Below are 13,108 nucleotides of genomic sequence, written 5' to 3'. Positions count from 1 at the left end.
GCGCCGGACGCGCATAGGGTTGTAACTGGCAGGGAGCAGATTCCTGCGTCATCATGGGCCACTTTTTACGGCAGCCCAAAGGACGCACCATGAATCTGCCTCCCCGCCAGCAACAAATCCTCGAACTGGTTCGCGAACGCGGCTATGTGAGTATCGAGGAAATGGCGCAGCTCTTCGTTGTCACCCCGCAAACCATCCGCCGCGATATCAATCAACTGGCGGAAGCCAATCTGTTGCGCCGCTACCATGGCGGCGCAGCCTATGATTCCAGCGTTGAAAACACCGCGTACGCCATGCGTGCCGACCAGATGCGCGACGAAAAACAGCGCATCGGCGAAGCCATCGCCGCGCAAATCCCCGATCACGCCTCGCTGTTTATCAACATCGGTACCACCACCGAATCGATCGCGCGTGCGCTGCTTAACCACAGCCACCTGAAAATCATCACCAATAACCTCAACGTCGCCATGATGCTGAGTGCCAAAGACGACTTCGACGTACTCCTGACCGGCGGCAACGTGCGCCGGGATGGCGGTGTAGTAGGCCAGGCCAGCGTTGATTTCATCAACCAGTTCAAGGTCGATTTCGCCTTGGTGGGCATCAGCGGTATCGATGAAGACGGCAGCCTTCTGGACTTCGATTATCAGGAAGTACGGGTTTCCCAGGCGATCATTGCCAATGCGCGCAAGGTGATCCTGGCGGCGGACTCCAGCAAATTCGGGCGCAACGCCATGATTCGCCTGGGACCGATCAGCTTGATCGATTGTTTAGTCACCGATCAGCAGCCGGTCCCGGCACTGGTGCAACTGTTGAATCAGCACAAGATTCGACTGGAAGTGGTGTAAGCCTATACAGGGGGTGTCCTGCCCCCTGATGTTCACAAATTTTCCTTTCTTCGCCCTTCGATCAGTATTTTCAATCGAAGCGGGCTGGCTGTGCCTGCGTTTATAAGCTACCATTTTCGCAAATGAACATTTATGTTCGAATTCCAATACGAAAAAGATTGCGAGGCCAGCCGATGAACCCTTCTACCTTGCCTGCCCCACCGCTTGCCGAAGTCTATGACGTCGCCGTTATCGGTGGCGGGATCAATGGCGTCGGGATTGCAGCAGACGCAGCCGGTCGCGGTTTGTCGGTATTCCTTTGCGAAAAGGACGACCTGGCCAGCCACACTTCCTCCGCGAGCAGCAAGCTGATCCACGGTGGCCTGCGTTACCTAGAGCATTACGAATTCCGCCTGGTGCGCGAGGCCCTGGCTGAACGTGAGGTGCTGTTGGCCAAGGCCCCGCACATCGTCAAGCAGATGCGCTTTGTATTGCCCCACCGCCCGCACCTACGTCCGGCATGGATGATTCGCGCCGGCCTGTTCCTGTATGACCATCTGGGCAAGCGGGAAAAACTCGAAGGCTCCAAGAGCCTCAAGTTCGGCCCCGACAGTCCGCTGAAAAGCGAAATCACCAAAGGCTTCGAATACTCCGATTGCTGGGTCGACGACGCCCGCCTTGTAGTACTCAACGCCATGGCTGCGCGGGAAAAGGGTGCGCACATCCACACCCAGACCCGTTGCGTCAGCGCACACCGCAGCAAGGGCCTGTGGGAAATGAACATGGAACGTGCCGACGGCAGCCTGTTCTCGATCCGCGCCCGAGCGCTGGTGAACGCCGCCGGCCCGTGGGTGGCCAAGTTCATCAAGGATGACTTGAAGCTGGATTCGCCCTACGGCATCCGTCTGATCCAGGGCAGCCACCTGATCGTACCGAAGCTGTATGAAGGCGCCCACGCGCACATCCTGCAGAACGAAGACCAGCGTATCGTCTTCACCATTCCGTACCTGAATCACCTGACCATCATCGGCACCACCGACCGCGAATACACCGGCGACCCGGCGAAAGTGGCGATTACCGAAGGTGAAACCGACTACATGCTCAAGGTGGTCAACGCGCACTTCAAGAAGCAGCTGAGCCGCGATGACATCGTGCACACCTATTCCGGCGTGCGCCCGTTGTGCAACGACGAGTCCGACAACCCGTCGGCCGTGACCCGCGACTACACCCTGGCGCTGTCCGGCACCTCGGGCGAGGCGCCGTTGCTGTCGGTGTTCGGCGGCAAGCTGACCACCTACCGCAAGCTGGCCGAATCGGCGATGGCACAACTGGCGCCTTACTTCACGCAGATGCGCCCAAGCTGGACGGCTACAGCCACCCTGCCCGGCGGCGAAAACATGAGCACGCCAGAAGCCCTGGCCGATGCAATCCGTAGCAAATACGACTGGGTGCCGAGCGAGATTGCCCGTCGCTGGTCCACCACTTACGGCAGCCGCACCTGGCGCCTGCTGGAAGGCGTGCAATCGCTGGCGGACATGGGTGACCACCTCGGTGGCGGCCTGTACACCCGCGAAGTCGATTACCTGTGCGCTGAAGAATGGGCCACTCAGCCCCAGGACATCCTGTGGCGCCGCAGCAAGCTGGGCCTGTTCACCACGCCGCAGGAGCAGGAGAACGTGCAGCGTTACCTGTCCAAGGTTGAGCACAACCGCGGCAAGATCGAAGCGGCCTGATCAGCCCGACGTAAAAAAGCCCCTGCACCGAAAGGTCCAGGGGCTTTTTCATGCCTGCAGATGACGCTGATAGCGCAGGCCCATTTCACGAATCCCGCTGAAGGCTGAGCCCAGCAACACGGGATAAGCCGCCTGCAAAAAGCCCGGTGTGGCCGTCGCGAGGGCCCGCTCCAACCATAGGCAGGCCTGCACTTCGTCGCCGTCGTGAGCCAGCTCCGCAGCATGGTTGTATTGCCCGCGGAAATCCCCGGCCTCGGCTGAGCGCTGATACCACTGGCGCGCCAGTTGAACATCCTTGGGCACCACCACGCCTTCATGGTGGAACCGACCCAACAGGTTCATCGACTTGGCGTGCCCCTTGGCCGCAGCCTGGCGGAACAGTTCATATGCCGCGACAAGGTCACGCTCCACACCACGGCCACGCGTCAGCAACTGGCCGTAGTTATACAAACCCCAATCCAGCCCCAGATCGGCGGCCTTGCGGTAATGCCGCGCACTGTCTTCCAAGTCGACCTCGCAGCCCCAGCCATTCTCCAGGCAGCGCCCGATCATGTTGATCGCCATGGGGTGACGCTGCCGCGCAGCGATGCGAAACCAGCTCAACCCCAGCGCCTCATCCTTCTGCACGCCACGACCGTCGAGCAGCAGCTGGGCCAGGGTCGCCTGTGCGTCGGCATCTCCCAGCTGTGCCGCATGCATCACCCAGCGCACATAGGCACGCGGGTTATCACCGATATCCGAGGGCTCGCTGCCTGGCTGTGCGCTCTGCATTCCTGCCCCGAGTAGCGATCAAGGACCGCAAAAAGTTTCATGATTTATTTGGTTACAAAGTATTACATTTGAGATCGCTTATCAATTACGATCGCATCTCACTAACACTAACAAGAGATTACTCAATGGCTACCGGCATCAGTTCTGCCCCCCTCTCATCGCGGCATTTGCTCGCGTCGGCAGTGGGCCTGGCAGTGGCTGCGCAAGGAGGATTCAGTTACGCGGCGGAGCCCGCACCAGAAGACAACACAGGGGTCATCCAACTCGGCGCGACCAGCATCGAAGGCCAGGCCCCGAGCCAGAGCGTCTACAACCCTGTGGCGCCTTCTTCCCCCAAGTACACCGAGGCCCTGCGCGACACGCCGCAGACCATCACGGTGGTGCCCAAGGAAGTCATTCATGACCAGAACCTGCTGACCCTGCGCGACGTGCTCAGCACCGTGCCGGGGATCACCTTCGGGGCCGGCGAAGGCGGCAGCGGGTATGGCGACAGCATCAACCTGCGCGGCTTCTCCGCCAGCGGCGACATCTACGTAGACGGCGTGCGTGACAGCGCGCAGTACAGCCGCACCGACCCGTTCAACCTGGAGCAGGTCGAAGTCGTCAGCGGCGCAAGTTCGGTGTATTCCGGCTCCGGCGCGGTCGGTGGCACCATCAACCTGGTGAGCAAACAGCCGGAATTACGCGACAAAACCACCATCAGTGCGGGCATCGGCACCGATAACTACAAGCGCACCACCCTGGACACCAACCAGACGCTCAACGACACCACCGCGTTCCGCCTGAACCTGATGGCCCATGGTAACGACGTGCCTGGCCGCGATTATGAAGATTACGAACGCTGGGGCATCGCGCCCTCCATCGCGTTTGGCCTGGGAACGCCGACACGTGTCACCGTCAGTTATGAGCACCAGAAAGACGACAACACACCGCAATACGGTATCCCGATCTACAACGGCAAGCCCATGCCGGGCGTGGGTTGGAGTGACTACTACGGCTACCACAACATCAATGACCAGCAAATCACATCGGACTCGTTCAGCCTGAAGCTCGAACACGACTTCAACGACGCCGTCTCGGTGCGCAACTTCACCCGCGTCGAGCGGGTGCGCCAGGACCTGCGCGCCTCAGGCCCCGAAGGTGCATTGACCGGCTGCCTGGCCAGCGGCACCCAGATCACCGGCGCCCCTTGCGCCGCAGGCCTGCAGCCGGGCTACTTCCAGCCAAGCGGCGGCTCACTGGGTAACGAGCGCAACACCCAGAACAAGATGTTCACCAACCAGACCGACGTCACCAGCCACTTCAGCACCGGGTTCATCGACCACACGCTGGTGACCGGCATCGCCATCAGCCGCGAGGAATACGAGGCGGATACCGGTAAATGGCTGACCAACGCCAACGGCAGCACCATCGTCCCACCACCGGTCAGCTACAGCGATCCGAACTCCGAATGGTCCGGCCCCGTCAACTTCACCCGGGCCGCCCACATTGACGGCGCGCTGAACAACCGCGCCGCCTATGCCTTCGACACGCTCAAGCTCAACCCACAGTGGGAAATCAACGGCGGCCTGCGTTACGAGCACAACGCCGGCAGCTCGGTGACCAATGCCTATTCCAGCACTGGCGTGGAAACGCCCGGCACTCGCTACGGCCAGGCGGATGACCTGACCTCCTACCGCCTGGCGCTGGTCTACAAACCGGTGGAAAACGGCAGCTTCTATATCGCCTACGGCAACAGCAAGACGCCGTCCCAGGCCAGCGTCAATGGGGGTTGCTACACCCCGGCCAAAAGCTCAAGCATCGCCACCAACAACTGCGATGTTTCCCCGGAAACCGCCGTCAGCTATGAGATCGGCACCAAATGGGACCTGCTCGACAATGCCCTCTCGCTGACGGGCGCGATCTTCCGCAATGACCGCACCAACTATAAAGTCGCCGACAATGACCCGAGCAACCTGAGCGGCACCCAGACCCTCGACGGCAAGGCACGTGCAGACGGTGTGGCGCTGGGCCTGAGCGGTCAGCTGACTGACCGCTGGAAGGTCTTCGCCAACTACACCTACCTGAACACTCGTGTGCTGCGCAGCGCCAGCGATTACACCCTGGCGACCACCGGCATCGACGTGCAGAAAGGCGAGCCGCTGACCTTCACCCCCAAACATGCAGCCAGCATCTGGACGGTGTACGACCTGCCCTACGACTTCCAGGTGGGCTACGGCATCACGGCGCAAACCAAGCAGTACCTGGTCAGCGCCGCCAACTCGCCGACTTCCCCCGGCTATGCGGTGCAGCGTGCGATGCTCGGTTACAAGGTCAACAAACAGTTGAACCTGCAGCTGAACATCAACAACCTGTTCGACAAGGAGTACCTCACCCGTATCCGCAACAACGGTTGGGCAGTGCCCGGCGATGGCCGCGCGGCAGTGGTGTCGGCCGACTATACGTTCTGACAGAGCCACACCCAAAAGCCCCGGGAGCCACACTCCCGGGGCTTTTTCATGGGCGATACAGGCCCACGCCGCCATTCGGTTTTCCGAACGCCATAGCTCAACCTATTCGGTTTGCCGGACCAAAACAGGAGAAAAAACCCGTAACACAAAGTTAATCTCTATATAAATCATATGGTTAACCTTTTATTTCTGGTCTGGCACGACTCATGCTCTACACTCGTAGGCGATTGCCTGAGGCGCCTCAGGAGCCGTCACAGGCTTTCGCAGTACTGTTTATATAAAAACGTGGCCGTCCCAACCGGTCTCATAAAAAAAACAAATGTCGAGGAAGTATTGATGCGCATCGTTCCCCATATCCTGGGCGCAGCTATCGCTGCTGCTCTGATCAGCACTCCAGTTTTCGCCGCCGAACTCACCGGCACACTGAAGAAAATCAACGACTCCGGCACGATCACTCTCGCTCACCGTGACAGCTCCATTCCGTTTTCCTATATCGCGGATGGTTCGGGCAAACCCGTGGGCTACTCCCACGACATTCAGCTGGCTATCGTTGAAGCCCTGAAAAAAGACCTGAACAAACCCGACCTGAAGACCAAGTACAACCTGGTCACCTCGCAAACCCGTATCCCGCTGATCCAGAACGGCACCGCGGATATCGAGTGCGGCTCCACCACCAACAACGCCGAACGCGCCCAGCAGGTTGACTTCACCGTCAATATCTTCGAAATCGGCACCCGCCTGCTGGTCAAGAAAGACAAGGAAGGCAAGCCGTCCTACAGCGATTTCGCCGACCTGAAAGGCAAGAACGTCGTGACCACCGCCGGCACCACGTCCGAGCGCATCATCAAGGCGATGAACGCCGACAAGCAGATGGGCATGAACGTCATCTCCGCCAAGGACCACGGCGAATCCTTCCAGATGCTGGAAAGCGGCCGCGCCGTTGCCTTCATGATGGACGACGCGCTGCTGGCCGGTGAAGAAGCCAAGGCCAAGAAGCCGGACGACTGGGTCATCACCGGTACTCCACAGTCCTTCGAAGCCTACGCCTGCATGGTTCGCAAAGACGACCCAGCCTTCAAGAAGGCCGTGGATGATGCGATCGTCGGCCTGTACAAGTCCGGCGAGATCAACAAGATCTACAGCAAGTGGTTCGAGAGCCCGATTCCACCAAAAGGCCTGAACCTCAACTTCCCGATGAGCGACAAGGTCAAGGATCTGATCGCCAACCCAAGCGACAAGCCAGCGCCTGACGTAAAAATCTGATACCTGACTAAGCTTATGTCCTGAGGGAGCCAACCCTCCCTCAGGCGTCTGTTGCTACCTGCTGGCTTTAATTTTGGAACACTCGACCTGGCGGTTTTCGAGCCGATCGCGTGTGCCTGGCGTTCACCGTCGGGCGGGAAAGGATCTTCCCCAAGCGGGTGCTTGTACATCGATCGATCTCGAGGGGAGACCCTAATGAATTACAACTGGGACTGGGGCGTGTTCTTCAAGTCCACCGGCGTGGGCAGCGAGACTTATCTCGACTGGTACATCGCCGGCTTGGGCTGGACCATTGCCATCGCCGTCGTGGCATGGATTATCGCCTTGCTGCTGGGGTCCATTCTGGGCGTCATGCGCACCGTGCCAAACCGCATCGTATCGGGCATCGCGACCTGCTACGTGGAACTGTTTCGCAACGTACCGCTGCTGGTTCAGCTGTTCATCTGGTATTTCCTGATACCCGACCTGCTGCCGCAGAACCTGCAGGACTGGTACAAACAAGACCTCAACCCGACCACCTCGGCCTACCTGAGCGTTGTCGTGTGCCTGGGCCTGTTCACCGCTGCCCGTGTGTGCGAACAAGTCCGTACCGGCATCCAGGCGCTGCCACGGGGGCAGGAATCCGCCGCACGCGCCATGGGCTTCAAGCTGCCGCAGATCTACTGGAACGTGCTGCTGCCCCAGGCCTACCGGATCATCATTCCGCCGCTTACCTCGGAATTCCTCAACGTCTTCAAGAACTCCTCCGTGGCGTCCCTGATCGGCTTGATGGAACTGCTGGCGCAAACCAAACAGACCGCCGAGTTCTCGGCCAACCTGTTCGAGGCCTTCACCCTGGCCACGCTGATCTATTTCACCCTGAACATGAGCCTGATGCTGCTGATGCGCGTGGTCGAGAAGAAAGTCGCCGTGCCCGGCCTGATCTCCGTGGGGGGTAAATAATGGACTTCGATTTCAGCGGCATCATCCCCGCCATCCCAGGCTTGTGGAACGGCATGGTCATGACCTTGCAGTTGATGGTCATGGGCGTGGTCGGCGGCATCATCCTGGGTACGATCCTCGCGCTGATGCGCCTGTCGTCCAGCAAACTGCTGTCGCGCCTGGCCGGCGCCTACGTGAACTACTTCCGCTCGATCCCGCTGCTGCTGGTGATCACCTGGTTCTACCTGGCGGTGCCGTTCGTGCTGCGCTGGATCACCGGCGAAGACACCCCGATCGGTGCGTTCACCTCCTGCGTCGTGGCCTTCATGATGTTCGAGGCGGCGTACTTCTGCGAAATCGTGCGGGCCGGCGTGCAGTCGATCCCCAAGGGCCAGATGGCCGCGGCGCAAGCGATGGGCATGACCTACGGCCAGACCATGCGCCTGATCATCCTGCCCCAGGCGTTCCGCAAGATGACCCCGTTGCTGCTGCAACAGTCGATCATCCTGTTCCAGGACACCTCGCTGGTCTACACCGTGGGCCTGGTGGACTTCCTCAACTCCGCCCGTTCCAACGGCGACATCATCGGCCGCTCCAATGAGTTCCTGATCTTCGCCGGTGTCGTCTACTTCATCATCAGCTTTTCCGCCTCGCTGCTGGTCAAGCGTCTGCAAAAAAGGTTTGCCGTATGATCTCTATCAAGAATATCAACAAGTGGTATGGCGACTTCCAGGTGCTGACCGATTGCAGCACCGAGGTTAAAAAAGGCGAAGTGATCGTGGTATGCGGGCCGTCCGGCTCGGGCAAATCGACCCTGATCAAGTGCGTCAACGCCCTGGAACCGTTCCAGAAAGGCGACGTGGTGGTCGATGGCACCTCCATTGCCGACCCGAAGACCAACCTGCCGAAACTGCGCTCGCGCGTTGGCATGGTGTTCCAGCACTTCGAGCTGTTTCCGCACCTGACCATCACCGAAAACCTGACCATCGCGCAGATCAAGGTATTGGGCCGCAGCAAGGAAGAAGCCACCAAGAAGGGCCTGCAACTGCTGGAGCGCGTCGGTCTGTCGGCTCACGCCCACAAGCACCCGGGCCAGCTTTCCGGCGGCCAGCAACAGCGTGTGGCGATTGCCCGTGCGCTGGCGATGGACCCGATCGTCATGCTGTTCGACGAACCGACCTCGGCCCTCGACCCGGAAATGGTCAACGAAGTGCTCGACGTGATGGTGCAGTTGGCCCAGGAAGGCATGACCATGATGTGCGTGACCCACGAAATGGGTTTCGCCCGCAAGGTAGCTGACCGGGTGATCTTCATGGACGCCGGCAAGATCATCGAAGACTGCCCGAAAGAGGAATTCTTCGGCGACATCAGCGCCCGCTCCGAGCGTGCGCAGCACTTCCTCGAGAAAATCCTGCAGCACTAAGCACTGCCCTGTTGTGGTGGGTCGGGCAACCCCACTCACCACAACTGGTTGACCCAAGGCATCTGTGATGAAATGCGACCCCAACCTCTTTCGCGCCGCGCCGCCATCACTTGCCGTGAAGCCTCGTCTGATTCGCCAATTGTTCCTGCCGCCGCTGATCATCGCCCTGATGATCGGACTGGGTTACGTCGGCTTCTGGATCAGCGAGTTCTATGGGATCCGCACCCTCAGCGATACCGGCGAACGCCAGCTGGAACTGCACGCCCGCACCGTCGAGAGCGAACTCAGCAAATACACCTACCTGCCCAGTCTCCTGGAGCTGGAATCCAGCGTCTCCAGGCTGTTGGCCGACCCGAATCAAGAAACCCGCAAAACCGTCAACGACTACCTCGAAGGCCTGAACCGGCGCAGTCGCAGCCGGGCGATCTACGTGATGGACACCACCGGCCGTGTGCTGGCGACCAGCAACTGGCGCGATGCCGACAGTTACCAGGGTGAAGACCTGTCCTTCCGTGCCTATTTCCAGAATGCCGTGCGCGGCCAGCCCGGCCGGTTCTACGGCATCGGCAGCACCAACGGCGAACCCGGCTATTACCTGGCCCATGGTCTGGAAGAGCACGGCAAGATCATCGGCGTCGCCGTGGTCAAGGTACGCCTGGAAGCGCTGGAAGAGCGCTGGCAGCGGGCGCGCCTGGAGGCCTTCGTCAGTGACGAGAATGGCATCATCATTCTCTCCAGCGACCCGGCCCGTCGCCTCAAGTCCGTGCGGCCATTGAGCGATGACACCAAGGACCGCCTCGCCCACAGCCTGCAATACTACTGGGCGACGCTCAACGAGCTGGAACCACTGGCCCGCGAACGCCTCAACGAAGGCACCGAGAAATTGACCTTCCCGGCCAACAGCGAAGTGGTGGCCGACGAGCATGAGGTCAGCTACCTGGCCCAGACCCGCCCACTGAACGACACCCCCTGGAATTTCACCCTGCTCACCCCGCTGAACGACCTGCGCCGGGCCGCCATCAACCAGGGCATCCTGGTGGCCGTAGCCTTTGCGCTGGTGGCATTCCTGCTGATTGCCTGGAACGAGCGCCGCAAGGTGATCGCCACCCGCCTCGCCGCCCGGGAAGCCCTGCAGGAAGCCAATAACCAGCTGGAGCGACGGATTGCCGAACGCACCACCGACCTGCGGGCCAGCAACGAGCGGCTCAAGAGCCAGATTCGCGAGCGGCGCCAGGCCGAGGAAACCTTGCGCCGAGCCCAGGACGAACTGGTGCAGGCCGGCAAACTCGCGGCCATCGGCCAGATGTCCACCAGCATCGCCCATGAATTGAACCAGCCACTGGCCGCCCTGCGTACCCTGTCGGGCAACACCGTGCGCTTCCTTGAGCGTGGGGCGCTGGACACCGCCAGTGCCAACCTCAAGACCATCAACGAACTGATCGACCGCATGGGTCGCATCACCGCCAGCCTGCGCTCCTTTGCCCGGCGTGGCGATGACCAGGGCGAAGCCAATCTGGGCAAGGCGGTGGACGCTACGTTCCAGATCCTCGGCAGTCGCCTGGAGACCCTGCCGCTGACGGTGCACCGCCACTTCAGCAGCGCGCAGTTGCAGATCGACCAGACACGCCTGGAGCAGATCCTGGTCAACCTGATGGGCAACGCCCTGGACGCGATGCAGGCGCAACCGGCCCCCGAACTGTGGCTGGAAGGCGACATCGCCGACGGCAAATATCGCCTGCGGGTGCGCGATAACGGCCACGGGATTGATCCCGAGACCCGCAAGCATTTGTTCGAACCGTTCTTTACCACCAAACCCGGCGAACAAGGCCTGGGCCTCGGCCTCACGCTGTCGGCCAGCCTCGCGGCGGCGACCGGCGGCAACCTCGCCGTCGAGCATCCGGCCAGCGGTGGTACTGCCTTTGTCCTGAGTTTGCCGCTGGCGAGCCCTCAACAAGTCGAGTCGAAATGAACGCAGAAAAAACCACCGACCTGACCGTCCTGATCGTCGAAGACGACCCCCATGTATTGCTCGGCTGCCAGCAAGCCCTGGCTCTGGAAGACATTCCCAGCGTGGGCGTGGGCAGTGCCGAAGAAGCCCTGACCCTCGTCGGTGAAAACTTCGCCGGCATCGTCATCAGCGATATTCGCCTGCCGGGCATCGACGGCCTGGAGTTGCTGACCCGGCTCAAGGCCCTGGATAAAAGCCTGCCGGTGGTGCTGATCACCGGCCACGGCGATATCTCCATGGCCGTGGGCGCGATGCGCAACGGCGCCTATGACTTCATGGAGAAACCCTTCTCTCCCGAGCGCCTGGTGGACGTAGCCCGCCGCGCCCTGGAACAACGCGGTTTGGCCCGGGAAGTCTGGTCGCTGCGCCGGCAACTGGCCGAGCGCGATTCGCTGGAAGGCCGGATCATCGGCCGCTCCCCGGCCATGCAGAACCTGCGGGAATTGATCGCCAACGTCGCCGACACCTCGGCCAACGTGTTGATCGAGGGCGAGACCGGCACCGGCAAGGAATTGGTCGCGCGCTGCCTGCACGATTTCAGCCGGCGCCACTCCCACCAGTTCGTCGCCTTGAACTGCGGCGGCCTGCCGGAGAACCTGTTCGAAAGCGAAATCTTCGGCCACGAAGCCAACGCGTTCACCGGTGCCGGCAAGCGCCGCATCGGCAAGATCGAACACGCCCACGAAGGCACGCTGTTCCTCGACGAGGTGGAAAGCATGCCGATGAACCTGCAGATCAAGCTGCTGCGGGTGTTGCAGGAACGCACCCTGGAACGCCTGGGCTCGAACCAGAGCGTGGCGGTGGATTGCCGGGTGATCGCCGCGACCAAGTCCGACCTCGACGACCTGAGCCGCGCCAACCAGTTTCGCAGCGACCTGTACTACCGCCTCAACGTGGTGACCCTGGAACTGCCGCCGCTGCGTGAACGCCGCGAAGACATCCTGCAGTTGTTCGAACACTTCCTGCAGCAGTCGTCGCTGCGTTTCGACCGCACCGCGCCGGACCTCGACAACCAGACCCTGTCCAGCCTGATGAGCCATGACTGGCCGGGCAACGTGCGTGAACTGCGCAACGTGGCCGAGCGGTTTGCCCTCGGTTTGCCGGCGTTCAAGAAGAGCGGCGCCAGCAGCGGCAACCATGGGCTGGCCTTTACCGAAGCGGTGGAGGCGTTCGAGCGCAACCTGCTCAACGATGCCTTGCAACGCAGCGGCGGCAACCTGACCCAGGCCAGCCAGGAACTGGGGATGGCCAAGACCACGTTGTTCGATAAGGTCAAGAAGTACGGGCTGAGCCACTAGGAGCGCATTGTGGATTTATTGTTGAAGGCGGCATTGGGTGCGGGGGTGGTGCTGATTCTGGCGGCGCTGGCCAAGACCAAGAACTACTACATTGCAGGGTTGGTGCCGCTGTTTCCGACGTTCGCGTTGATTGCGCATTACATTGTCGGCAAGGGTCGGTCGGTGGAGGATCTGAAGACCACGATCGTGTTCGGGATGTGGTCGATCATTCCGTACTTTGTGTACCTGGCGACGTTGTATGTGATGGTTGACCGGATGCGTCTGGAGGCTTCGCTGGCGGTGGCGGCGGTAGCGTGGTTGATGGCGGCTACGATTTTGGTCAGCGTTTGGGTTCGCATGCACGCCTGACATGTGGAGCCGAATGAGTGTGTTTGTCCATTTTTTAGGTAACGGCTGATATTGGTTCCGCTCTTACAG

11 protein-coding genes are annotated in these 13,108 nt (G+C 60.8%); 10 read left to right on the top strand and 1 reads right to left on the bottom strand.

Translation table 11 applies throughout. The features are described from left to right. Nucleotides 1-89 precede the first annotated feature (89 nt). Nucleotides 90-845 carry a DeoR/GlpR family transcriptional regulator gene (locus tag HX786_RS11755; RefSeq protein ID WP_003208723.1) on the top strand — a complete coding sequence of 252 codons (756 nt, stop codon included), beginning with the start codon at nt 90-92 and terminating at the stop codon, nt 843-845. Between the two features lie 173 nt (nt 846-1,018). Then, nucleotides 1,019-2,557 carry a glycerol-3-phosphate dehydrogenase gene (gene glpD / locus HX786_RS11750; RefSeq protein WP_177028933.1) on the top strand — a complete coding sequence of 513 codons (1,539 nt, stop codon included), beginning with the start codon at nt 1,019-1,021 and terminating at the stop codon, nt 2,555-2,557. A gap of 48 nt (nt 2,558-2,605) precedes the next feature. On the opposite strand, the gene HX786_RS11745 is transcribed toward glpD, so the two are convergent. Further along, entirely contained in the window at nt 2,606-3,328 is a 723-nt protein-coding gene (locus HX786_RS11745) for a tetratricopeptide repeat protein (protein ID WP_003208726.1), read from the bottom strand. Between the two features lie 125 nt (nt 3,329-3,453). On the opposite strand from HX786_RS11745, the gene HX786_RS11740 reads away from it, so the two are divergent. The 8 genes from HX786_RS11740 (at nt 3,454) to HX786_RS11705 (ending at nt 13,039) form a co-directional block, all read left to right on the top strand. Next, entirely contained in the window at nt 3,454-5,778 is a 2,325-nt protein-coding gene (locus HX786_RS11740) for a TonB-dependent siderophore receptor (protein WP_008433483.1), read from the top strand. A gap of 336 nt (nt 5,779-6,114) precedes the next feature. Continuing rightward, nucleotides 6,115-7,041 carry a glutamate/aspartate ABC transporter substrate-binding protein gene (locus HX786_RS11735; protein ID WP_008433481.1) on the top strand — a complete coding sequence of 309 codons (927 nt, stop codon included), beginning with the start codon at nt 6,115-6,117 and terminating at the stop codon, nt 7,039-7,041. A 195-nt stretch (nt 7,042-7,236) separates the two neighbouring features. Then, complete coding sequence (locus HX786_RS11730) at nt 7,237-7,983, top strand: amino acid ABC transporter permease (RefSeq protein WP_003208731.1); 747 nt, start codon at nt 7,237-7,239, stop codon at nt 7,981-7,983. Next, nucleotides 7,983-8,654 carry an amino acid ABC transporter permease gene (locus HX786_RS11725; protein ID WP_003208733.1) on the top strand — a complete coding sequence of 224 codons (672 nt, stop codon included), beginning with the start codon at nt 7,983-7,985 and terminating at the stop codon, nt 8,652-8,654. The genes HX786_RS11730 and HX786_RS11725 overlap by 1 nt, the downstream gene beginning before the upstream one ends. Further along, a complete protein-coding gene (locus HX786_RS11720; RefSeq protein ID WP_003208734.1) occupies nt 8,651-9,385 on the top strand; it encodes an amino acid ABC transporter ATP-binding protein in 735 nt (244 codons plus the stop codon). Before HX786_RS11725 ends, HX786_RS11720 begins: the two co-directional genes overlap by 4 nt. A 67-nt stretch (nt 9,386-9,452) precedes the next feature. Next, on the top strand, nt 9,453-11,354 hold the full coding sequence (locus HX786_RS11715) for a sensor histidine kinase (RefSeq protein ID WP_003208735.1): 1,902 nt from the start codon (nt 9,453-9,455) through the stop codon (nt 11,352-11,354). Next, nucleotides 11,351-12,691: a sigma-54 dependent transcriptional regulator gene (locus tag HX786_RS11710; RefSeq protein ID WP_003208736.1), complete on the top strand. Its 1,341-nt coding sequence runs from the start codon at nt 11,351-11,353 to the stop codon at nt 12,689-12,691. The genes HX786_RS11715 and HX786_RS11710 overlap by 4 nt, the downstream gene beginning before the upstream one ends. A gap of 18 nt (nt 12,692-12,709) precedes the next feature. After that, on the top strand, nt 12,710-13,039 hold the full coding sequence (locus HX786_RS11705) for a GlpM family protein (protein ID WP_174717800.1): 330 nt from the start codon (nt 12,710-12,712) through the stop codon (nt 13,037-13,039). The last annotated feature ends 69 nt before the right edge of the window (nt 13,040-13,108 follow it).

This window comes from Pseudomonas sp. 21615526, from assembly GCF_013386245.1.
GTDB lineage: Bacteria > Pseudomonadota > Gammaproteobacteria > Pseudomonadales > Pseudomonadaceae > Aquipseudomonas.
The sequence above is the reverse complement of the archived record's forward strand: the minus strand, read 5'-3'. Positions and strand labels throughout refer to the sequence as shown.